The organism is Rhodococcus sp. NCIMB 12038, assembly GCF_002165735.1.
Classification (GTDB): domain Bacteria; phylum Actinomycetota; class Actinomycetes; order Mycobacteriales; family Mycobacteriaceae; genus Rhodococcus_F.
The window spans coordinates 22,292-45,414 of the sequence record NZ_NHML01000023.1 but is presented as its reverse complement, the minus strand read 5'-3'; the positions used below and the strand labels follow the sequence as shown (position 1 = coordinate 45,414).

Annotated in this window: 20 protein-coding genes; 17 read left to right on the top strand and 3 right to left on the bottom strand. The window is 61.9% G+C overall.

Annotated elements, in window-relative coordinates; genetic code table 11:
* Positions 1 to 176: 176 nt before the first annotated feature.
* The 3 genes from CA951_RS43850 to CA951_RS29905 are packed head-to-tail and all read right to left on the bottom strand — an operon-like array spanning position 177 to position 3,267.
* Positions 177 to 536, bottom strand: coding sequence for a hypothetical protein (locus CA951_RS43850; RefSeq protein WP_218780529.1), 360 nt, complete (start codon positions 534 to 536; stop codon positions 177 to 179).
* On the bottom strand, positions 536 to 1,444 hold the full coding sequence (locus CA951_RS29910; protein ID WP_087560297.1) for an amidohydrolase: 909 nt from the start codon (positions 1,442 to 1,444) through the stop codon (positions 536 to 538). Before CA951_RS29910 ends, CA951_RS43850 begins: the two co-directional genes overlap by 1 nt.
* A 47-nt stretch (positions 1,445 to 1,491) precedes the next feature.
* The gene (locus CA951_RS29905; RefSeq protein ID WP_087560296.1) at positions 1,492 to 3,267 is read right to left on the bottom strand and encodes an acyclic terpene utilization AtuA family protein; all 1,776 of its coding nucleotides are present in this window, start codon (positions 3,265 to 3,267) and stop codon (positions 1,492 to 1,494) included.
* A 313-nt stretch (positions 3,268 to 3,580) separates the two neighbouring features.
* Between CA951_RS29905 and CA951_RS29900 the strand changes: the two genes are divergently transcribed.
* The 17 genes from CA951_RS29900 to CA951_RS29820 all read left to right on the top strand — a co-directional run bounded on the left by CA951_RS29900 (position 3,581) and on the right by CA951_RS29820 (position 22,881).
* Positions 3,581 to 4,756, top strand: a complete 1,176-nt coding sequence (locus CA951_RS29900) for an acyl-CoA dehydrogenase family protein (protein WP_087560295.1) — start codon at positions 3,581 to 3,583, stop codon at positions 4,754 to 4,756.
* On the top strand, positions 4,716 to 5,957 hold the full coding sequence (locus CA951_RS29895; protein WP_256974145.1) for an LLM class flavin-dependent oxidoreductase: 1,242 nt from the start codon (positions 4,716 to 4,718) through the stop codon (positions 5,955 to 5,957). Before CA951_RS29900 ends, CA951_RS29895 begins: the two co-directional genes overlap by 41 nt.
* A gap of 41 nt (positions 5,958 to 5,998) precedes the next feature.
* Complete coding sequence (locus CA951_RS29890; protein ID WP_087560294.1) at positions 5,999 to 6,652, top strand: GntR family transcriptional regulator; 654 nt, start codon at positions 5,999 to 6,001, stop codon at positions 6,650 to 6,652.
* A 118-nt stretch (positions 6,653 to 6,770) separates the two neighbouring features.
* Positions 6,771 to 8,702, top strand: coding sequence for an ABC transporter permease (locus CA951_RS29885; RefSeq protein WP_087560293.1), 1,932 nt, complete (start codon positions 6,771 to 6,773; stop codon positions 8,700 to 8,702).
* Positions 8,699 to 9,454 (top strand): ABC transporter ATP-binding protein, encoded by a 756-nt coding sequence (locus tag CA951_RS29880; protein WP_087560292.1) that lies wholly within the window; start codon positions 8,699 to 8,701, stop codon positions 9,452 to 9,454. The genes CA951_RS29885 and CA951_RS29880 overlap by 4 nt, the downstream gene beginning before the upstream one ends.
* On the top strand, positions 9,454 to 10,239 hold the full coding sequence (locus tag CA951_RS29875) for an ABC transporter ATP-binding protein (protein WP_087560291.1): 786 nt from the start codon (positions 9,454 to 9,456) through the stop codon (positions 10,237 to 10,239). The genes CA951_RS29880 and CA951_RS29875 overlap by 1 nt, the downstream gene beginning before the upstream one ends.
* Positions 10,236 to 11,453, top strand: a complete 1,218-nt coding sequence (locus CA951_RS29870) for an ABC transporter substrate-binding protein (protein WP_143543111.1) — start codon at positions 10,236 to 10,238, stop codon at positions 11,451 to 11,453. Before CA951_RS29875 ends, CA951_RS29870 begins: the two co-directional genes overlap by 4 nt.
* A 187-nt stretch (positions 11,454 to 11,640) precedes the next feature.
* The gene (locus CA951_RS29865) at positions 11,641 to 12,426 is read left to right on the top strand and encodes an SDR family NAD(P)-dependent oxidoreductase (protein WP_087560289.1); all 786 of its coding nucleotides are present in this window, start codon (positions 11,641 to 11,643) and stop codon (positions 12,424 to 12,426) included.
* Positions 12,423 to 13,481, top strand: a complete 1,059-nt coding sequence (locus CA951_RS29860) for an NADP-dependent oxidoreductase (protein WP_087560288.1) — start codon at positions 12,423 to 12,425, stop codon at positions 13,479 to 13,481. The genes CA951_RS29865 and CA951_RS29860 overlap by 4 nt, the downstream gene beginning before the upstream one ends.
* Positions 13,482 to 13,529: 48 nt before the next feature.
* Complete coding sequence (locus CA951_RS29855) at positions 13,530 to 14,774, top strand: MFS transporter (protein ID WP_179220358.1); 1,245 nt, start codon at positions 13,530 to 13,532, stop codon at positions 14,772 to 14,774.
* A gap of 448 nt (positions 14,775 to 15,222) precedes the next feature.
* Complete coding sequence (locus CA951_RS29850) at positions 15,223 to 16,524, top strand: cytochrome P450 (protein ID WP_087560286.1); 1,302 nt, start codon at positions 15,223 to 15,225, stop codon at positions 16,522 to 16,524.
* A 34-nt stretch (positions 16,525 to 16,558) separates the two neighbouring features.
* Positions 16,559 to 17,791 carry an NAD(P)/FAD-dependent oxidoreductase gene (locus CA951_RS29845; RefSeq protein WP_087560285.1) on the top strand — a complete coding sequence of 411 codons (1,233 nt, stop codon included), beginning with the start codon at positions 16,559 to 16,561 and terminating at the stop codon, positions 17,789 to 17,791.
* A complete protein-coding gene (locus CA951_RS29840) occupies positions 17,788 to 18,123 on the top strand; it encodes a 2Fe-2S iron-sulfur cluster-binding protein (protein WP_087560284.1) in 336 nt (111 codons plus the stop codon). The genes CA951_RS29845 and CA951_RS29840 overlap by 4 nt, the downstream gene beginning before the upstream one ends.
* A 103-nt stretch (positions 18,124 to 18,226) precedes the next feature.
* Entirely contained in the window at positions 18,227 to 19,684 is a 1,458-nt protein-coding gene (locus CA951_RS29835) for an aldehyde dehydrogenase (RefSeq protein WP_087560283.1), read from the top strand.
* Positions 19,685 to 19,749: 65 nt separating this feature from the next.
* Positions 19,750 to 20,589 (top strand): mycofactocin-coupled SDR family oxidoreductase, encoded by an 840-nt coding sequence (locus CA951_RS29830; protein ID WP_087560387.1) that lies wholly within the window; start codon positions 19,750 to 19,752, stop codon positions 20,587 to 20,589.
* Between the two features lie 345 nt (positions 20,590 to 20,934).
* Positions 20,935 to 21,570 carry a 3,4-dihydroxy-2-butanone-4-phosphate synthase gene (locus CA951_RS29825; RefSeq protein WP_179220357.1) on the top strand — a complete coding sequence of 212 codons (636 nt, stop codon included), beginning with the start codon at positions 20,935 to 20,937 and terminating at the stop codon, positions 21,568 to 21,570.
* Positions 21,571 to 21,663: 93 nt separating this feature from the next.
* Positions 21,664 to 22,881: an acetyl-CoA C-acetyltransferase gene (locus tag CA951_RS29820; protein WP_087560281.1), complete on the top strand. Its 1,218-nt coding sequence runs from the start codon at positions 21,664 to 21,666 to the stop codon at positions 22,879 to 22,881.
* The last annotated feature ends 242 nt before the right edge of the window (positions 22,882 to 23,123 follow it).

Below are 23,123 nucleotides of genomic sequence, written 5' to 3'. Positions count from 1 at the left end.
GGGCCAGCTCCGCTGCCGACCCACTGAGACAGTCGGCGGTGAGTTCGCACGCAGGACGAACGACCGTGGCACCGAGTTGACGGAGAACCAGACCCGCGTACGCAGCCGCCGGCGAGGACGAGATCTCGAGGACTTCCGTGCCGGACAACGGCAATGTGTCGAGGGCTGAGGGGGAGTTAATGGCCTGCTCCTTGAGAAAGGTCTTCTGTCGCGCTGTGCACCGACGATGCCGAGGCGTCGAGTGGAAGATCGTAGACGTGTGCGGTGTAGGTGCGTGCCTGTAGAAACGCGCGTAGGGCCAGATGACACTCGTGGCGCTGGTAGCGCTCGAACGCTTCGCGATCTCCGAACTCCAGGTACAGGAGATACCCGTCGCCGGGTTCAGCAGGTTTGACGTAGCTCGGACGGCCGAACCTGATCGTGCCCAACCACGCCATCTCCTCCGGCCAGCGGCCGAGGATACCTTCGAGTTCGGCGGCATCCTCGACGCTGAATGAGCCGGGAAAGTGAAAATAGGCCGTGCGCTGCAAATACATCAGGACGCCCTCCGGTGGTTACGCACCGCCACGGGATCGAGCGGAGGCCAACGAAGGATCCGGCGGAGTGTTCGGCCGTAAACCTGTTCGAGTGCCGCTGTATCGAGACCGGGGACCTCGGCGAGGTAGTGCGTCGCCTCCCAATAACTGTGGAGACCGTTGGTGCGCGTGAAGTCACTGCCCCACATCACCCTTTCCGGACCGTATGCATCGAGGATTCGCGCTATCGGATCCCATAGGTCCCGGAAGGGAAACTCGTCGAAGGAGAGTGACGGCGCCCCGGTCAGCTTCAGGCTTACGTTGGAGAACTTGGCCAGGTCGAGAACCGCGGGCAGTGTCTGCCAGGGTTCCTCGGGTGTGGCTCTGAGTAACGGTGGCGCCTGGCCGACGCCCAGGTGATCGATGACGAAGTTGATACCTGAGTACTTCTGGAACACGTCGACCAGCTGTGGGTCGACAGGATGTGCGAGCGAGAATGACACGGCTGCTCCGAGTTCCTCGCACAGTCGCAGTACCCAGTCGAACTCTCTCCGAGCGTGACGTTCCGGTTCACGCAGGCCGAGGAGCCGGACGCCGAGCATGCCCCGAGCAACATCATCGCGAAGTTGTTGTTCCATCGTCGTGGACAGGTGGTCGATCCACCCCATGACGCCGAACTTACGGGGAAATCGCTGTGCAGCGTCAAGCTCGAAGCCGTTGATATCGCCGTACACGCCGACCGGTGTGAGCACGCCTGCATCCACTCCCGCTTCTGCCATGGCGATCAACACGGTTTCGGGCCCCGCCGACTGACCTGCGTGAATCAAGAACTGTGCCTGGTTCCGGTGGTTCTTCCGGTACCCAGGGATCCACGGTCTGGACGGATGGTCCGTGAGCCAGCAGTGTATTTGCGCGTCGAGAATCTCCATAGTCCACTCCTCTCGTATTGACGCTACGTGGTCGGGTCGGTGGTGGTTCAGTGCAGCAGGGCTCGGGGGATTGCGACCTTCTGCGAGCCGAGGTATTCACCGAGCCCCTTGGCCTGAGCATCCACACGTGTGCACGAAGCGACGCCCTCCTCCAGCCAGCCGTGCACCATGAAGTTGAGGGCATTCAGGTTGGGAAGTGCATGCCGGACTACACGAAGCTCTCGCGCATCGGGGACGAGATCCTTGAATCGCTCCACGGTCAGGAACGAGGCGAGCCAGTCGAACGATTCTTCGGAACGCGCCCAAACGCCGACGTTCGCCAGCCCGGCCTTGTCGCCGGACCGGGTGCCGAGGAGTTCGTCGAGACGCGCAAATTCGGATGCTTCGGAGGACCAATCGCGAACCGAAAAGCTGCGCGCGCCCTCCGTTGCGAACGCAGGTCCGGAAGCGAAACTGTGCCAGGGGATCTCGATGGGATCTTGTCCGTCGATCGACACACTTGCCGTCACGGAACCCTTGGGGATCAGCGACGGCCACTGAACGCCGATCAGGCGCTCACGCGCCGGTGGAGTGAAGGTGTAGAAACCGGGAATGCTGGATGTACCGAGCTGGGTGATGCTGTCGGAGAAGTTGGCTCGGGACACGCGCTTTCGGTCCCGGTCCTTGGCTGAGATGACGACGAGCGCGGTCGACTCGTCATAGCTACCACCCTCGGTCGTGGTGGGGCCGATTCTGGTCCAGCGGAAGCCGTCGAAGGACTCCGGATCACCGACTTCGCTCGCTACTTGGCGACGCAGCCACGCTTCTTTGGCTTCGATTCGGCCGCCGGTGAGCCCGACGGTGACCTGATTGCGGTATCCGCCTTCGAATGCAAGGGAGAGTTTGAGCTGGTCCGTCGGGGCGAGCCCGCGGGTCGCATCCACGCGAACGCGGTTCGGTCCTTCGTTCGTGAGCGTAACCGTCGAGAGATCAGCGATCACATCAGGATTGTGATAGAGGGGGCTGCCGACCTCGTACAGGAGTTGAGCGGTGACGGTGCCGACATCGACGACTCCGCCCGAGTTGGCCGACTTCGTGATCGTGCAGCTTCCGTCGCCGTTGATTTCGGCGATCGGCATCCCGGGAAGGCCGAGATCGTCGAATTCGTCGAAGTTCGAATAATTGCCACCCGTTGCCTGGCAACCGCATTCGATGATGTGACCGGCGACGAGAGATCCGGCGAGCTGGTCGAGGTCGTCGACCTTCCAGCCGAAGTGCCATGCGGACGCGCCGATCACGAGTGCAGCGTCGGTGACGCGCGGACAGATGACGATGTCGGCCCCACGTTCGAGAGCCTCGACGATCGGCCATGCGCCGAGATAGGCGTTCGCGGTGAGGATCGGCCGCGAGTCGACGTCGAGTTCTTCGCCGGTGTCGATGTGTTGGAATCGGGCGCCGTGCTCGCGGAGATTGTCGAGATGATGCAGCTGGTCATCCCCGGTGATGGAGGCGATCCGCAGATCCACGCCCAGCTGAGCACACACTACGCGAAGCTTGGCCGCGCACGCTTCTGGTTCGAGGCCGCCGGCGTTCGTGATCAGTTTGATCTTTCGCTCGGCAATCGAGCTGAGGTTCGACTTGACCTGGTCAATGAAGCCCTCTGCATACCCCACCCCACCCCGCAGCTGGTTCTTGCGAAGGACCAGCATGGTCAATTCGGCGAGATAGTCGCCGGTGAGCACCTGGCAGTCGCTGTCGATGAGCTCGGCCATCGCCGAGTCCCGGTCGCCGTAATACGCGGAGAACTGCCCGATGCGTAGGGGAGAGGTCAGGTCAGGATTCATGGTGAACTCCTCGTAGTCTACGTCACAGCCGACCGGTCGGTCGAGTAGGGTTACGTCTAATTGACCACACAAGATCGCTTACCGCAAGATCGGCGGCAAAGTAAATGCCAGAATTGGCGCCACTATTGCCGAACGATCGTCGACGTTCTAAGCTGAGACCGCTCGATGAGGCCTGTGTCACATGACACCCAAGGCGTGGCGATCGCTACTCGGCAGATACCCCCTTCGTCGACGCGCACACTTCTTCGAATTTCCGAATGCAGCTGAAACTCCGGTTTCGGCTATCGAGCCCTACAGTGAGGACGCACTCGACATGGACCCTTTCCCACACCAGGAGCAGAACAAGGAGCTGCGCGCAGCGGTGCGCGACCTGTGCAGCAAGTTCGACCTCGACTACTGGGATAGGCACGACAAGGAGCACGAATTCCCGACCGAGTTCTTCGAAGCCTTCGCGGCGGCGGGGTACCTGGGAACCACCATTCCCGAGGAGTACGGCGGCGGCGGCGGCGCGATGTCCGACCTCATCGCCGTCCTCGAAGAAGTAGGAGCGTCGGGTGGAGCGCTCAATGCCTGCAGTACTGTGCACACTCCTTTGCTGACCGTCCCCACGCTCCTCCAGTACGGCACGGAGGAACAGCGCAAGGAGTTCCTCCCGAAGATCGCTTCGGGTGAACTGTTCATCACCTTCGGGGTGACGGAGCCCGATGCTGGCACGGACACCACCCAGATCAAGACGCGAGCGGCCGAGACCAGCGGCGGGTACGTCGTCAACGGGGCCAAGGTATGGAACACCGGCGCCCTCCGAGGCGAGAAAATCTTCCTGCTCGCGCGCACGTCCACGCCGGCCGACGGTCAGCGGCGAGGCGAGGGCCTCACGCTGTTCCTGACCGACCTCAAAGCTCCGACCATCGACATCAGACCGATCCCGAAGATCGGCCGCAACGCGCTCATCTCATGTGAAGTGTTCTTCCACGATCACTTCGTTCCGGCCGAGGACGTCGTCGGCGAGGTCGGGATGGGTTTCTATCATCTCCTCGACAGCCTCAACGGCGAACGACTCTACCTGGCGGGCGAAGCCCTCGGACTCGCCCGCTGGGCCCTGTCCTCTGCATCGCGGTACGCCCAGGAGCGGGTGGTCTTCGGTCGCCCGATCGGCAAGAACCAGGCCGTGCAGCATCCCTTGGCGCAGAGCTACCTCGACGTGCTTGCCGCCAGCGAGGTGGTGTACCGAGCGGTTCGCGAGTATGAGGAGAAAGGCGCGTCCGAAATCGGACTGCTCGCCAACGCGGCCAAGCTTCTGGCGACAGAAGCTTCCTTCAAGGCTCACGATGCGGCGATGCAGGTATTCGGCGGGTATTCGTTCGCCAGGGAATATCACATCGGACGGCACTGGATCGAATCGCGATTGCAGCGAATCGCTCCGGTGAACAACCAGATGATCTTGAACTATGTCGCTGAAAGAGCTCTCGGGCTTGAACGAAGCTACTGAACCCGACCCACCCTCGAAAGAACGGAAAGCAGCAATGGCGTATTTCGGTCCCCCCATGAAGTTCGGTGTCTTCCTCGGACCCTGGCACAAGATCGGTATGAACCCGACCCTCGCACTCGAGCGGGATCTCCAGCTGATCGATCTGCTCGACGAACTCGGCTTCGACGAAGCATGGATCGGTGAACACCATTCCGGCGGTGTCGAAATCACTGCCTCGCCCGAATTGATGATCGCGGCGGCCGCGCAACGCACGCGGCAGATCAAGCTCGGCACAGGTGTGTCTTCCTTGCCCTACCACCAGCCGTTCATGCTGGCCGATCGCATTCTGCAGCTCGATCACATGACACGGGGTCGAATGATGTTCGGTGTCGGCCCCGGTCAGCTCCTGAAAGATGCACAGATGATGGGCATCGAGACCACGCGCCAGCGCGCGATGATGGAAGAATCCCTTCAACTGATCTTGCGCCTCTTCAAGGGCGAGACCGTTACTCACAAGTCCGACTGGTTCGAGCTCAATGAAGCCTCCCTCCAGATGAAGCCCTACTCGGACTTCGATGTCTGTGTCACGGGCGCAGTGTCGCCTTCGGGGCCGAAACTCGCCGGACGGTTGGGTACCGGGCTTCTTTCCCTCGCGGCAACCGATCCTGTGGGCATCGAGCGGCTCGGCCAGCACTGGGACATTGTCCAAGCCGAGTCCCGGGAGCACGGAACCGTCGTCGATCGATCGTCTTGGCGCCTGGTGGGGCCGATGCACATCGCGGAGAGCCTCGAGCAGGCAAAGGAGGACGTCAAGTATGGACTCCTGTGGATCACTCAGTATCTGCACCATATTTCGCCCCACTCGACGGGAACATACGACGACGTCGACAAGCTGGTCGATGACATGAACGAATCGGGACGCGGGGTCATCGGCACCCCCGAAATGGCCATCGCCCAGCTCGAGCGGCTCGACGCGAAGTCCGGCGGATTCGGCACATACCTGATTCAGGGCTTCAACTCGGCTCGCTGGCCGGCAACACGTCGCAGCTACGAACTGTTCGCGGAGGAGGTCATTCCGCACTTCAACGGCCAGCTCGACGTGGTGAAGGCCGGCTACGAAGAAGTTGTCAGCAGTGGCACCGAATGGGCTGACGCAACCCGCAAGGCACAAGCAGAGGCAACCGCTGCGTACCAGGCCGAGCGCAGTCTGAAGGTGAACTGAGGTAGGGCAAGTGAGTCCTGGCGGAGGAGAGGAGCGAAAAGATGGTCGAAGTCGTTGACGATAGCCAACTCGCGGCAGGCGGTGTCGAGCGTGCTGCAGCTGCCGTGAGATCGCTGATAGTCGCACGACGCCTCCTGCCGGGAGAACAGCTCCGCCAGGATGAGCTGGCTCGACGTCTGGGGTTGAGCAGGAGCACGTTGCGCGAGGCCCTGCAGGCACTCAGCGTCGAGCGAATGGTCACCTATACGCGCAACCGCGGTTACACCGTCGCCCGTTTCGGGGCAGAAGAGATGCAACAGCTCTACCAGTTGCGTGACTTCTCCGAAAAGCTTCTGCTGGAATCGATATCAGCGCCGAGCGAAGAAGAATTCGCGACCTTGGTCGAACTGAACGAGCGGATTCGTGCCGCGGCCGAGGACCCACGTGAGGTCGTCCGTCTCAACGACGAATTTCACCTCAAGATCTTCGACTACTCCCCGCTAAGGATTCTGGCCGAAGAAACCAGACGATGGTGGACGATGTCCGCAGCATACCGCGCCCTGTCCGTCACGACGTTGCAGGACCGGAGCCTGATCGCTGCCGACCATGACGGCATGCTCGAGGCTCTGCGGATCGGCGACAGCGACCTTCTCGTGCAGCGTGCCTACAAACACAGGCATGCATCGCTGGACCGCATCATCCCGACGATTATCTGATCCAGAACTAACTGTCAGCCGACAGCGCACCGTAGGCACACGTCGGGCCTACGGTGTGACGGCGGCACCCGATATCGACCGACGGGTCGGTCGGCCCCACCAATGAGGCGGTACCCTCGTGGACATTCTGATACAAACCCTATTCAATGGCACCGTTGCAAGTGCTGTTTACTTTCTGATCGCAGCCGGAATAACGTTCGTGTTCGGGCTCACGAAGCTCATCAACTTCGCTCACGGGCAGTTTCTTGTTCTGGCGGTATTTGCCGCCTACGAGCTCACCGGATTCGGTGCACCGTTCATCGTGGCGGTCATCGGCAGTGTCCTGTTCGCGGCGGCGCTGGGGTACTTGTCGGAACGATTCTTGTTCCGATTCACGTTGGCCAATCCCTACAATGGCCTTATTGTCGGTCTCGGACTGCTGTTGCTTCTCGAGGCGCTCACACTGAAGATATGGGGCGGCTTCCCGATCGGTATCCCCGCACCCGTAGAGGGCGGGGCTGCTCTGGGCGCTGCGTTCTTCTCCTGGAACCGGGTCATCGTACTGGCGGTTTCGCTGGTGGCTGCAGTCACATTGTTCCGCCTTCTGAAGGGTTCGCGCCTCGGGCAGCAGTTGCGCGCAGCACATGAAAACCCTATTGCAGCAGCACATGTGGGTATCAATGTCGGCCGAATGGTCACCGCGGCCTTCATCATCGGATCCGGACTCGCGGGACTCGGGGGAGCGTTTCTCGGCACACTGCAACCCATGAGCGCCTTCGATGGGCACGGGCTCATCATCAAGGGCTTCGCCGTAGCACTCTTGGGTGGCCTCGGTAACCTCTCCGGCGCCATGAAGGCGAGTCTTCTCTACGGCATCGGTGAAACCTTTGTCGCCGCCTACCTGCGCCCGGACTTCGTACCGATCTTCACCTACGGTGTGGTCATCGTGGTCCTGTTGGTCCGACCCAACGGACTGTTCGAAAAAGGAAGGGGAGAACCAACCTTCAGCCGGAACGCGATTGGACGACTGAGACGTCCGAGGGCCCTGACCAGACCTGAGAAGTACATCGCGATCGGCACGGCACTGTTGCTTCCGCCTGTCATTTTCGAGCTGGCACCGTCGACACACATTCAAGCGCTACTCGTTCTCGCCGCGCTCTATGCCGTACAGGTCTACGCACTGTCCTACATCTACCAGACGACCGGAATTCTCTCGATCGCTCAGGCCGGTCTCATGGCGGTCGGGGCCTACACAGGAGGGCTTCTCGCCATCCACTTCGAGGTGGGGTTCTGGCCCACGCTACTCGTCGCAATACCCGTCACCGCGCTCGCCGGCGGTCTCCTCGGTGTAGTCGTTGCCAGATGTACCGGTCACTACCTTCTGCTTGTCACGCTCGCTTTCAGTGCGCTGATCACTCAGATCATTCTGACCGCCACGACTGTGACCAACGGAGACAACGGCATCATCCTGGAGCAGGAGCTCCCTGTCTTCGGCCCCCTGGACTTCAGCACCATTCGGGGGCAGTTCTACGTTGTGGCCATAGTGGCCGGTGTGGCAGCCGCCGGACTGGCCGGATTGCAGAAGACGAAGCTCGGCTATCAGCTGGCGGCCATTCGCGAGAACGAGATGCTCGCGCAATCATTGGGGCTGCGCGTCGGGCTGGCGAAAATGACGATCTTTGCGATCAGCGGTGCGATCTCCGGTATCGGCGGTGTGCTCTATCTGTACTCACAACAAGTCATCGTGCCGGCGTCGTTCGAGACGGCACTGAGCATCGAGATCGTGATCATGCTCGTCCTCGGTGGTCGGGGAATGATCGGCCCAGCGCTTGGTGCCTTGGTGTTCATCGTCGTGCCGGAGCTGGCCGGACTCAGCGCGATCGACCGCCAGATCGTCTTCGGGGTCGGGCTGATAGCCATCATTCTGCTGATCCCTGACGGACTGGTGCCGACCCTTCGGAATCTGTATCTGCGCCTGCGAGACGGTGCTCCCAGGTCGGCCGCCGAGAAGTACGCGCCAATCCCGCCCGAGGCCGAGGAAACGAAGCTTCTGACAGAGAGCGTCCTATGAATACACAATCGCCCTTAGCGGCGGCCCGCGGGCTCACAATGGATTTCGGCACGGTCAAGGCGTGCAACGGCATCGATATCGATATCGATGGGTCGGAGATCGTCGGTATCGTCGGCCCCAACGGGTCCGGCAAGAGCACCCTGCTCAAGATGTTGGCCGGCCAGTTACGTCCCACCAGCGGAGACGTCCATTTCTGTGGTCAGAACGTCACGAAGTGGAAGACGGACCGCCGCGCCCGTGCAGGACTCATCATGGCTTCGCAGAACCAGATGGTTTTCGGCGGAGTGTCGGTCCGCGATGCGTTGAGCATCGGCGCCGCGTGCCATGCAGCACCTCCCCCCGGCACACAGCGCCGAGTCGAGTTGGCGGATCTGATCGAAATGCTCCACCTTTCGGATGTCCTCGACGAGACGGTCGACGAATTGCCCCTGGGCTATCTGAGGCGAGTGGGTATCGCACTCGCGGTGTCCGCGCAGCCACAGCTTCTGCTGCTCGACGAACCGGCTGCGGGCCTGAACGATGAAGAAACCGAGGCGCTGCGTCAACTCATCCTGCAACTGCGCGACGGCGGACTGTCGGTCGGCATCGTCGACCACGACATGAACCTGATGGTCACCTTGTGCGATCGCGTCGTGGTTCTCGACCTGGGTCGAATTCTTGCTCAGGGCGATCCGATCACCGTTATGAACGATCAATCCGTCGTCGACGCGTATCTGGGTAGTCCACTGGCACTGACAGCAGAGGAAGTGTGATGGCTGCATCACTAGAGTCCGGTGGCCTGGAACTTGTCGATGTCACCGCCGGATACGGCGACGCAATGGCGCTCAAGGGCGCCAGCCTGTCCGTCGGCCACCGGCAGATCACCGCCATCCTCGGCGCCAACGGTGCGGGAAAGAGCACCGTGCTTCGGACGATCACCGGCCAGGTCAAACTGCGCAAGGGCCAGCTGCGGTTCGACGGGGAAGATCTGGCCGGATTACGCCCGGATCAGACCCTCGCCCGGGGCATCGCCCACGTCCTCGAGGGGCGGCAGGTGTTCTCGACCATGACAGTCCTCGAGAACCTCGAACTGGGGGCAACTGCGCGAGGCCGCTCCACCAGGCAGGAGTCGATCGACATGCTCTTCGATCGCTTTCCCATTCTCGCGGAGAAGGCCGCTCAACCGGCCGGTCAGCTGTCCGGAGGCCAGCAACAAATGGTGGCGATATCAAGGGCTTTCATGTCTCGCCCGCGACTGTTGTTACTCGACGAACCCTCATTGGGATTGGCGCCCGTCATGTTACCGGTTGTCGTCGACCTTATCCGGTGGGCCCAATCGGTGCTCGGCGCATCGATTCTGTTGGTGGAGCAGTACACGTCGATGGCACTCGAGGTCGCGTCGACGGGATATGTGCTCAAGAACGGCCACATCGTTCTCACCGGCACCAGCGAGGAACTCCAGGAAGGGGATGCACTGCAGAACGCGTATCTCAGTCATGCCTCTACTGACGGAACGACCGATCAAACTGAGATCACTACTGCAATGGAGGCATCGTGAGGAAGACCAAAACTGCCCTGGCCGTAGCGGCAGCCGGAATGCTGCTTGCAGCGTGTGGCGGCACCGGCGGTGGCTCCGACGACGGTGATGTCATCAAACTGGGCGTGCTGGTGTCGCAAACCGGGCCTTTCGCCGCTGCCGGTGAAGCGCACCTCGGCAGCATCAAAGTCGGTGTGGACAAGGTCAACCGTGCCGGCGGAGTCACGGTCGACGGGCATCACTACACCTTCGAAGTGGTAAGTCAGGACGCTGCGACCGATCCGGCCAAGGCGAGCGCGGGAGTCCAGACCCTTCTGCGTGACGAAGGTGCGAAGTTCATCGTCGGTACCGGCGAAACCATCACAATCCAGGCCATCGAACCACTCATTCGCAACAAAGACGTTCTATGGATCGGCGGATCGACCTATCTGTCGGGCAAACTCGAACAGGTCGGGGCCGGTGACGGCTACGAGAACGTGTTCGCGACGAATCCGAGTGCAGCCTCGTCCTATCCGGCATACATCGAGGGACTTCTCCGGTACATGCCGGAGACGAAGACCGCCGCAGTCCTGTGGCCGGCGGGCGCCAGCTACGACGGATTCGCAGACCTGATCGAGAAAGCCTTCACAGATCGCGGCGTCGAAGTGGTGGACGTACTTCGGTACGATCTCGGTGCGCAAGACTTCTCCACCCTCCTCACACGGCTCAAGGCCAGCTCGCCCGACGTGCTCTTCACCGGAACCACTACCGCCGGCGTATCCGCAATTGCGTCCCAGTCCGTCGATCTGGGATCGCCGTTCAAAGCAATCGTCTCGCACGGAACGTCCTCGGGTATCGGTATGACCGCGAACAACGGTGGCCCGCTTCCGTTTGCCTACATCTACTCGATGAATCGGGGAATCGACCCCAACGTCGGCTCGCCGGAGGTGGACGCATTCTTCGATGACTACGAGAGAGTCAACGGACGGGTCGCCGCTCCCGACGCTCAGCAGTACGCCTCGGAATTCTCATCCTCGATCGAGATTCTCGCTGCCGCGATGGATAAGGCCGGTACGGTCGACGACATCGACGCCATCTCGAAAGCCATGACCGAGGTGCAGGTCGATGCCCCGACCGGCAAGGTGGGATACGGACCGAAGCACGTGCTGGAAGCGCCGCTTGCGGTCTGCGCCATCATCAGCGGAGCCGGCTCCTGCGAAACGGTGGACACAGCGGATGCAGGATCTGGAGAGTAAAGCTTCGCTTGCCCCCAGAGGCGAGCGTCGTCTCCACTCGTGTGCCCGGACGGTCGATTCGTAATCGCCGTCCGGGCACACCGGGTGCAGCAGGGGTCCTCGGCTACCACGCTCACCTCTGTCAACGAAATTTTGATACGCCCGCGATAGACGCGGGCCGCAGTGAGTAGAAGGAACGGAGAGTCAGATGGTAATGATCGTCACCGGCGCTGCACAGGGAATCGGACAGGCGGTAGCATTGCTCGCCGCAGAATCTGGACACGATCTGCTTCTGGTGGACCGCGATGCGGCAGGCCTCGATGCAACAGCGGACCGGGTGCAGGAGTTCGGAAAGGCGCCGGGGATACTCCCTGTCGACCTGTCGAGCCCAGACTCCGGTGAGCGGATCGTGCAGCACGCCGTTTCCGAATTCGAGGGTATCGACGCAGTCGTCAGCAACGCCGGAATCGTATCCGGGGCACCTCTCGCGGAGTTGGACATCGCTTCATTCGACAAGACCTTCGCGGTCAACACCCGCGCAACGTGGTTGCTGGCGAAGGCTGCTCATCCCTGGCTGAAGAAGAACAAGGGCGTGGTTCTGGCGACTGCGTCGATCTCTGCTCAGCATCCGACGCCCCCCACCGGTGCATATGCAGCCAGCAAGGCGGCACTGGTGATGTTGGTTCGCCAGATGGCACTCGAGTGGGGCCGCGACGGCATCCGCTGTAACTGCGTGTCTCCCGGCCCGACGCTCAGCGGGATGACGAGCAACGTGTTCGGGGACATCTCCGATGCGGAGCAGGCCGAGAACCGTAAGAGGCGCGAGGAACACATTCCGCTCGGGCGAATCGGGGAGTCGATCGATGTGGCGCGAGCGCTGCTGTTTCTGGCGAGCCCGGCCGCGAGTCATATCACCGGTATCGATCTGGTGGTCGACGGTGGCCTGACCACCGCGCTCATGCCCGCCGCGGGCGGCGGGCGCGGTCACTCGTGACCGGGTGCAGTGGATCGTCGACAGCCACGGTTCGCCCGAACAAATGGCAGGAGATCCGACTGGTCTCCTACCCTGTCGGCGAACCGCATGACGGGAACTTCGCGCTGGTGGAGGTGGAGGCCCCGGATCTGGAGGTGGGGGAGTACCTGGTGTCGAACGAGTGGATCTCGCTCGATCCGGCGCAGCGACTGCGGATGAACCCGAACTCCGCAGGCTACCTTCCACCTTTCCGATTGGGGGAGGTGCCGGCGAGCTGGGCCGTGGGTCGCGTGGTTTCCTCCCGAAATCCGAGCGTCGCGGTTGGTGCGTGTGTTCTTCACAACAGCGGGTGGAGTGAGTGCGCAGTGCTGAATGGTTGTGAGAGCCGACCCCCGCGGCTGATCGATCGGCATCCTGCACTGCGGTCCGTCGACTTTCTGGGCCCTCTGGGTTGGCCCGGCCTGACGGCCTATGCCGGCCTATTCGACGTCGGCCGAGCACAACCGGGGGAGACGGTGTTCGTCTCCGCGGCGGCGGGCGCGGTCGGAGGTATGGTTGTGCAGTTGGCGAAGGCACGAGGACTCCGCGTTGTCGCCAGTGTCGGTACCCGTGAGAAGGCGGATCTGGTCGGGCGGGAGTACGGCGCTGACGCAGTGGTGTGTTACCGAGACGGCGATATCCGCGAGTTGTTGCCTCGAGTGGCGGGGAACGGCATTGACATCTACTTCGACAACGTCGGCGGTGACCACCTCGAGGCCGCCTTGGCATCGATGCGGCCGTATGGGCGGATCGTTCTGTGCGGGTCGATTGCTTCATACAACGATTCCGAGGCCGGGCGCGCACCGGCGAACCTCTTCCTGGCCACCGCCAAAGGACTGATCCTGCACGGGTTTCTCGCGCGCATGTACGAGCACCGATGGGACGAATTCTCGGACCACATGAGGACTCTGGTCGAGCGCGGGCAAATGAAGGCTCCGATGACGGTCGTCGAGGGACTCGAAGCGATCCCACAGGGGTTCAGAAAGCTGTTTTCGGGTGGAAATGTCGGAAAGATGGTTGTTCGAATCGGTCAGTGAGCCGTGTGAGCTGTGCAAGTCAGAGGCTCGCATCCGGGTCGTGGGGCAGTGACCGAGCAGCGCTCGTCCCCCACAACGTCGGGCACCACGGCGTCGACTGGGGATGATGGAGGGGCGCGGACCGGAGTCGCCGCGCTGGTGTTGCTGGCGGCATGTACCGCGCTCGCGCAGGGGTTGGCTCGCTATTCGTTCGGTCCGTTGCTGCTGCCGATGCGTGAGGACGTGATTCGCTCCTACGCAATCGGTGGACTGCTCGCGACCGTGCACATGGCCGGTTATCTCGTCGGCGCCGTCGCCGGCGTACGCGCATCGGCACGCGTTGCACCGTTGTGGCTCATCCGAACCGGAATGGCCGGAAGTGTAGCGGGTTTGGCGGTGCTGAGCTTCAGTACGGGGAGCGCCATGGTCGGTGCCGGACTGTTCCTCACCGGTATGGGTGGGGCCCTCGTGTGGCTGGCCGCTCCCGCGGTTGCCGTCCAGGTGTATCCGTGTGATCCAGGGCGAGCGATAGCGATCATCGCGAGCAGCATGGGTATCGGCATCACCCTCGGCAGCGTCGTACCCGCCCTTGTACCGGCGGTCGGCGGATGGCGCGCAGTATGGGGAATCGAGGCTGTGAGTGTGCTCGTCGTGCTCTGCGTTTCGCTTCTCCTGCTGGGTTCGAGGCCGCAGGTTTCTGCCCGGGCTGAAGAATCAGGGGGGTGGCGACCTGACCGACGCTGGATATGGACCGTAGTCGCCTTCGCCGCCTTCAGTTTCGGGATCGGGACAGGCATGACATTCTTCGTCGCCGCACTGAGAGATGGTGCCGGGTGGACGGTGCGGCGTGCCGGTGCGACCTACTCGATGATCGGCGTTGCGATGATCGCGGGCGGCGTGATCGCCGAGCGACTGTCGCGGTCACTCGGGCGGATGCCGGTGCTGGTCGCCCAGTTCGTCCTCGCAGCGGCATCGATGTTCATGGTGGCGACCGGTATGGGCCCCGTCGTCAGTGTCGCGGCCGTCATCATCGGAACAACCATGTCCGGGACCGCAGCGGTGGTATCGGCCGATCTTCACGATCGGTACTCGCCACAGCAGATGGCCGCGGCTTTCGGTCTAATGCTCATACCGTTGGGTATAGGACAGATGCTCGGACCGACCGCGGGAGGGTGGGCTGTCGACCTGGCCGGGGATCCCTTCACCGCGTTCATGCTCTGTGGCGCAGTCATGGGCGCGGGTCTGCTTCCGCTGGTGATTCACGGATGCCGGCGGACGCGTCGGGCTCAAACTCCCTTGATTACCGGCCGGTAGAGCCTACAGGGAATAGGGTCCCGCGGATTGCGATCTGTGCAGCTCAGAGCTGATTTTTCGGGGTTGACCTAGGCGTCGATATGTATCGCTGTTGACGGCGCGATGCCGTGTGATTAGAGTTACACCCGACCGGTCGGTCGAGGACGAGTGGGAGGCACGCCGGAGGTCGCATGCATTTGGTGGGGCCTACGGAAAGCCCAAAAGCATGATCCGATCTGCTCCGCGGAACCTGGCTGGAACTTGATGAACTCAATATTGGTCGAATCGACACTTGCCCTGCGCGTCCGGAGATGGACTACGCAGGCGTAGCAACGAGAAGGAAGATCGTAGGAACGTTCTCCGTTACTCGATCTCGAATAATTCTTCGACGTCACAGTCGTGCACGTCGTTACAAGGACTACCACGTCGGAAACCGGGTGTATGCCCCGGTCGGAATACAGGAGGAAACATGTCCGAAGCCAATCGCACCACTGAACCGCAACTCGAGGACGAGCTGGGCCGGATGTTCGCGGGCGACGTGTCGGTGACTTCGAACCCGTATCCGTTGTATGAGCGCCTGAGGGCTCAGGGGCCCGTGTACTGGTACAACGGCACCCTTCCGTGCGTGACCACTCATGCCGGGTCCGTGCAGGTCTTCCGTGATGCGGAGTCCTTCCACGCGTTCCGCGGCCGTGAACGTTTCGACTACGACAACCTGACACCCGAGCTGCAGGACTGCGTCGATGAAATCGTGGCCTTCGAGCATCTGCAGATGAGCGAGATGAACGGTGAAAGCCACCGCCGGGTGCGTGCCGCAGCGCAGCGTGCCTTCCCCCGCAAGCGCATGATGGAGGTTGCCGAGTACGTCCAGCAGGCGACCGATGCACTGTTCGACCGCTATCTCGAAGACGGACGAATGGACTTCATGGAGCTGGCACTCCGACTCCCGGTCCTGGCGATCGTCGAACTGATGGGCACACCGCGCGAAGACGTCGATCTGTTGAAGAGCTGGGGCGACGACATCGCGGCCACCAAGGCCTTCTACGGCGGCGGATTCGCACCCGAGACGATCATCCGATCACGAGATGCGTTGATCAGCCTGAAGCAGTACGTCAACGACTTGGTCGAAACGAAGCGGGGCGGCGTCAACACGCAGATGTTCACGGCGTTGCTCGACGCGACCGAAAAGGACCGGCTGACTCCCGAGGAGCTCGCAGCGACCATTGCGCTGTTCCTCTACGCAGCACACGAAACCACCTCCAACATGCTCGGGCTCGGCCTGTACCACCTGCTCAGCCACCGCGATCGTTGGGAAAAGCTGAAGAATAACCCGACGCTGGTCTCGTCGACCATCGAGGAGACCCTGCGGTTCACTCCGCCGGTGCAGTTGATGTCCCGTATGGCCGTGGCCGACAAAGAAGTCGGTGGACACCTCATTCCGGCCGGCACGAAGACCATGATCATGATCGGCTCGGCAAACCGAGATTCCCAAGCGTTCGCGGACCCCAACGTCTTCGACCTCGAGCGCAATCCGACCGACCACCTCGGTTTCGGGCACGGCGTTCACGTTTGCATCGGCAACATCTTGGCCCGAGTCGAAGGCAAGGTGGTGTTCGACACGCTCCTCAAGCGATTCGACGACGTGGCGCTCACTGTCGATCCGGACTCCCTCGAGTGGAACGCCCACTCTGTGTTTGCCGGCATCTTGAGTCTTCCCATCGAGATCACCAACGACCGATCGGCTCTCAAGGTAAAAGAGGCGAGCGCATGACTCGCGGGCAACCACTAGAGAAGGGATCGGCATCGTGAGCGTCGTTATCATCGGTGCAGGTCACGCCGGCGTCGAGGTCGCTTCGGCACTGCGCATCCTGGGTGACGAATCCGACATCGTGCTTGTGGATGCCGGCTCGCATCTTCCGTACGAGCGTCCTCCCCTGTCGAAGGCGTACCTGAAGGGCGAAGCGGGACTCGGCTCGCATCCCCTCCGGTCGCCGAGCTTCTACGAAGAAAAGAACATCGAATGCAGATTCGGATCGACAGCACGCCGTGTCGATCGGAACACCAAGCGGGTAATGCTCGATGACGGAGAAGTCATCGAGTACGACAAGCTGGTCCTGGCCACCGGTGGTCGGCCGCGAGCCCTCCCCATCAAGGGCGCGGAACTTGCAGGCGTGCACCATCTGGTCACATCCGATGACGCAGCCTCACTGCGTTCCGGTCTCCGGTCAGCTAGCGACGTCGTCATCGTCGGCGGCGGATACATCGGACTCGAAGTCGCTGCAGCGGCCCGTTCGATGGGGAAGAACGTCACAGTCGTCGAGGTGCAGGAGCGTCTACTCAGCCGCGTCGCCTCCGGTCCCCTTGCACAAGCAGTGCTGGCAACCCATTGTGCGAATGGCGTCGAATTCCGTTTGCACCGCGCTGTCGTGGAAATTCTCGGAAACGACCGGGCCGAAGGCATTGTTCTCGACGACGGTTCGCAGATAGCGGCGGAGCTGGTTGTCGTCGGAATCGGATCGGTGCCGGAGACCGATCTGGCATCCCTCTCCGGGGTGGCGTGCGGTAACGGCATCATAGTGGACAGCAATTGCCGCTCTTCGGATCCGGACATCTTTGCGATCGGTGACGTCGCGTGCAGGCAGGCAGGAGAGGGCACTCAGAGCCTTCGGCTCGAGAGCGTTCAGAATGCTGTTTTCCAGGCCCGGACCGTGGCCGGAGTAATTGCCGGTGCGCCGCCGCGCTCCGCAGAGGTTCCGTGGTTCTGGTCCGATCAGTACGACATGCACATCAAGATCGCTGGACTGGCAGAGCCAGACGACGACCTTGTGATCCGTCCGTATCCCGACAATCAGGTTGCGGTCTCGGTGTTGCATCTTCGTGACGGACGCCTGACCTGCATCGAAACATTGAACGCCACCAAAGATTTCATCCAAGGAAAGAAACTCATCTCTTCCAGGGTTCACATCGATCCCGTGCTGAGTGAAGACAGCCGAGCGAAGCTCACGGCCTGTCAACTCGAGAAGGAGGCTATTGCATGACGGAGCAGATCGCAGTCACGGTTGTGGACAAGGACGGCACGGCGCACGCCCTCTCGTGGCGTGAGGGTCAATCCCTCATGGAGGTCATCCGGGACAACGGATTACCGATCTCCGCGGAATGTGGGGGTGCGTGCGCGTGCGCGACCTGTCATGTCCATCTGGATAGTCGCTCGTTCTCCCAGCTTCCAGAGCGGGACGAGTACGAGGCGGAGCTGCTGGAGGAAGAATCCACCTATGACGTGGGGACGTCGAGGCTCGCATGCCAGATTCCCTTCTCGCCCGACCTCACAGCCCTTCAAGCACAGATTGCCACCGGGGACGACTTCTTCTGACGGGTAACGCCACCGCCGACCCTCTCCGATCTTCGGCAGCTGTCGTCCATTTCCTTCGATCACCCGAATTAGATGCCCTGTCCGCCAACGCAAAGGACGAACCATGAGTACAGTCGAATCCTCGACCGACGCGATCACGTACGACCGAATTTACATCGGCGGCGAGTGGGTCGAGCCCTCGAGTAACGAAGTCCTCGACGCGATCTCCCCGATCACCGAGGAGATTATCGGCCGCGTACCGGCTGGTCAGCCTGCCGACATCGACAGGGCAGTTACTGCCGCGCGCCGCGCCTTTGACGACGGTCCCTGGCCGCGCATGAGCGGTGTGGAACGTGCAGACGCGATCATGCGCCTGCACGCCGAGCTGTCGAAGCGCGCCGACGACGTTAACCGGACGTTCACGGCGGAGATCGGCGGCCCTGCAGGCCTCGCTGGTGCATTCATCGACATGGCACTGGCCAGCCTCGAGTCGGTGGCGACGATTGCTCGCGAGTTCCCCTTCGAGGAGGATCGGGACGTCGACGGCAGCAGCGGTCGTCTCGTGCGTGAACCTATCGGGGTCGTTGCCTCCATCGTCCCGTGGAACGGACCCGTGACGAGCTCGTGCCTCAAGCTGGGCCCGGCGTTGGCCGCAGGATGCACGGTGGTGCTCAAGCCGTCTCCGGAAGGTGCTCTGGGACAGATGATCCTGGCCGACGCGGTGGATGCGGCCGATTTCCCGGAGGGTGTCGTCAGCATTGTTGCCGCGGGACGGGAAACGGGGGAGTACCTGGTGACGCATCCGGGAATTGACAAGGTCGCCTTCACCGGTAGCACGGCCGCCGGGAAGCGGATCATGTCTCTGTGCGGGGAACGTGTCCGGAACGTGACGCTGGAGCTGGGTGGCAAGTCGGCTGCCGTCATCGCGGACGATATCGACTTCGACAAGGTAATTCCATATCTTGTTCCGGGAGGTATGGCAAACTCCGGTCAGGTCTGCGCCGCACTGACGCGAGTGCTCGTTCCGCGGGAGAGGCAGGACGAACTCATTGATGCGATCACGGCATTCCTGGGCGGGTGGAAGGTCGGCGATCCGACGGAACCTGATACGGCAATGGGTCCGTTGGTGGCCGAGCGGCAGAGGGACCGTGTGGAGGAGTACATCCAGATCGGTATCGACGAGGGTGCCCGCCTCGTCTACGGTGGCCGTCGCCCGGAGGGCCTGGACCGGGGTTGGTACGTCGAGCCGACGGTATTCGCCGACGTGGACAACAAGATGCGGATCGCGCAGGAAGAAATCTTCGGTCCCGTGATTTCGGTGATTCCGTTCGATTGCGTCGACCATGCTGTGGACCTCGCGAACGATTCGCCCTACGGGTTGTCGGGTGCGGTCTTCGCGCGCGACACCGAACTCGCCGAGAACATCGCTCGTCGTATCCGGACCGGACAGGTCAGTATCAACACGTTCAATATCTGTCTTACAGAGCCTTTCGGCGGCTACAAGCAATCCGGACTCGGTCGCGAAGGCGGGCCGGAGGGAGTGACGGCGTACTTGGAGACGAAGCTTCTCCAAGGGCTCTGACGCTGCACCTGATCACCGCCGCTAACGCGGCACTTCATGAACCACATCGCTGAAGGGAAATGAACATGACGGGACGGCTCGAAGGCAAGGTCGCCTTCATCACCGGAGCTGCACGTGGACAGGGGCGTTCGCACGCCCTGACTCTTGCGCAGGAAGGTGCGGACATCATTGCGGTCGATCTGCTGGAGAATGTGGATTCCGTACCCTACGCCTTGTCCAGCCAGGAAGACATGGACGAAACCGTACGTCTGGTGGAATCGGCAGGGCGCAAGATCTACTCGGCGAAGGCTGACGTGCGTGACGCAAACGCACTCAACGCAGCGGTGAACGAGGGTGTCTCCCAGTTCGGTCGCCTCGACATCGTGCTCGCCAATGCGGGGATCGCAAGCGTCGCACCGATCGAGGACCTCAGTGTCGAAAAGTGGCGCGACATGATCGACATCAATCTCACAGGGGTGTTCAATACGGTGAAGGCCGCGCTCCCACACTTGACTGCCCACGGCCAGGGCGGCTCCATTGTGATCACCAGTTCGACCGCCGGGATCAAGGGACTCCAGAACCTTACGCACTACGATGCCGCCAAGCACGGCGTCGTCGGATTCATGAAGGGACTGGCAAACGAGCTCGCTCCACGGAGCATCAGGGTCAATACAGTTCATCCGACGTCGGTCGATAATGACATGGCCAACAATGAGACGTTTTATGGCCTGATGGTTCCTGGTAAAGCGCCGGCGGAGGTGACCCGTGAGGAAGCGCTGCCGGTCTACCAGAGCATCAACGCGCTTCCGGTTCCACTGATCGATGCCCGAGATGTGAGCAACGCTATCTTGTTCCTGGTCAGCGAGGATGCTCGGTATATCACCGGGATTCAGCTCCCCGTGGATGCCGGCGCGACCACGAAGTAGGGTGACAGGTGTCGCCACAACACATCTCGCTTCCTCGGTAGAGGGTCGGCGGCGGGTGCTCCGGCGGGTATCGCCCGCCGCGGCATTCGCCGTCAGTCCCCGCCGAGGCAAATCTCAGCGTATTGGACGCCGCCAGAGGATTCTGGCGGCGTCCTCTGCCGTCCCGCTGCCCCGATCTGTGACGGGGTTGACGAGGAGAAACGGTCGTCGATAGACTGTCATCCGACTGGTCGGTCGAGTCCCCGCCGCTCTATCGGCTTGGCGAAATCGATCCGCACTTCAACCGGCTCGTCCTCGATGCTCATCGACATCTGTAGACAACGTCGTTCCCAAGGAGATGCTGCAATGACGACTACCTTGCGCGTTGCCCCATCCGTCGGCTCCTACGACGTCGATTCGGCAAAGCAAGCAGTAGAGGCGATGGCGGGCGGTGGATTGATCGTGATCGCCGACGGCACTCGCGCCGTGTTGGCGTGTTGTGCCGCCACAGCGACAACCGCCACGTTGGATGTGATGATTCGGCACACGTCGGGATTCGTTCAGGTGGCACTTCCTGAGGAGACCTGCGATACCCTGCTTATCCCGCAGGCGACGCCTTCCCGTCGCCGACACGATACGAGCTCCTTCGGTCAATGCGTGGCCGTCGATGCTGCCAGCGCTGTCACCACGGGAATCTCCGCAGCCGACCGGGCGACGACCGCGCGCGTACTGGCGGATCCCAGCAGTACGCATCTCGATCTGGTCCGTCCGGGGCACGTTGTCCCGGTGTGTATCGCACCCAAGCGTCACCGGATCGGAAGTACGGTCGCCAGTTTGGCATTGGATCTGTCTGTGGACGCGAATTCCCGTCCGGGTGCCGTCTTCGCGGACATCGTGTCGACATCAAATCCGTTGAACATGGCGGACTACCGAGAGGCACGCGGCTACGCCGTCGACAACGGATTTCCCTTCGTGGCCGTCCGCGACCGCACCTACCGGTAAGTGCGTCATGGTGTTCCGTTGCGCTGACAACTGGTGTGCAGGCAACTGACCGACCACGTAGAACCACCCCAGTCTCCCCGAAGGAGTAGCAAGATGCCGGAAGCAGTCATCGTCGCGATTGCGCGGTCCCCGATCGGACGTGCCACCAAAGGATCCCTCGCAACCATGCGCCCGGACGATCTCACCGCACAGGTCGTCCAGGCTGCACTCGATCAGATCCCGGCGCTCGACCCGACACGGATCGACGACCTACTGCTCGGGTGCGGACTCCCCGGCGGGGAGCAAGGATTCAACATGGCTCGCAACGTCGCGATCCAGCTCGGCTATGACGGGGTCCCCGGCGCTACCGTCACACGCTATTGCGCCTCGTCCCTGCAGACAACCCGAATGGCATTCCACGCCATCAAGGCAGGGGAGGGCAGTGTCTTCATCTCCGCCGGCGTCGAGACGGTGTCCCGATTCGGCAAGGGGTCGTCCGACTCCTTGCCCGACACACACAACCCCCTCTATGCAGACGCCGAGGCACGAACCGCGACGCTCGCACAAGGTGGACATGCGTGGTCCGACCCGCGAAGAGACGGTCTGTTGCCCGATGCATACATCGCTATGGGTCAGACCGCGGAGAACGTTGCACAGCTCACCGGCATCTCCCGAGAGGAACAGGACCGATGGGCCGTGCGCTCCCAGAACCGCGCGGAGAAAGCTATAGCCGAAGGGTTCTTCGAACGGGAGATCACCCCAGTCGTCCTGCCCGACGGCACCACAGTTACGCAAGACGACGGTCCCCGCGCAGGGACAACGTACGCGAATATCAGCCGGCTGAAGCCTGTCTTCCGCCCCGATGGGACTGTCACGGCCGGCAACGCGTGTCCGTTGAACGACGGAGCAGCGGCGCTCGTCATCATGTCGGACACCAGAGCCAGAGAGCTCCGGATACCTCCGCTCGCGCGTATCGTCGCGACTGGTGTCTCGGGACTCTCACCGGAAATCATGGGGCTGGGACCAGTCGACGCGACCAAAAAGGCTCTCGCGATCGCGGGCATGACGATCGACGATATCGGGTTGTTCGAGATCAACGAAGCGTTTGCTGCCCAGGTGCTCGCGTCCGCTCGTGAACTGGAAATCGACGAAGACACGTTGAACGTGTCAGGAGGCGCGATCGCTCTCGGTCATCCGTTCGGCATGACTGGCGCCCGGATCACCGCCACACTCTTGAACAATCTGAGCGCGCATGGCAAGCAGTTCGGGCTCGAAACCATGTGCGTCGGCGGGGGACAGGGAATGGCGATGATCCTCGAGCGCCTCTCGTAACGAATTGTGCGGGCCACCGACGCAGTCGGGGACAAGTTCCTCGCAGTCCCACCAGGCAATTTATCAAGCTGGGTATGTGCACTCGAAGGATCAAGTGCGCCAACAGTTTTTCACTCTTTGCGCATCAGGCGGACAACTGTAAGCCCAAGTCAGCGTCCCCAGCAATGCTCGGCACGTCCCCGAAAGATCATGATCTCCCGGTCCGCCCGATGACGTCGATACCTGGAAGGTGCCTGGACACT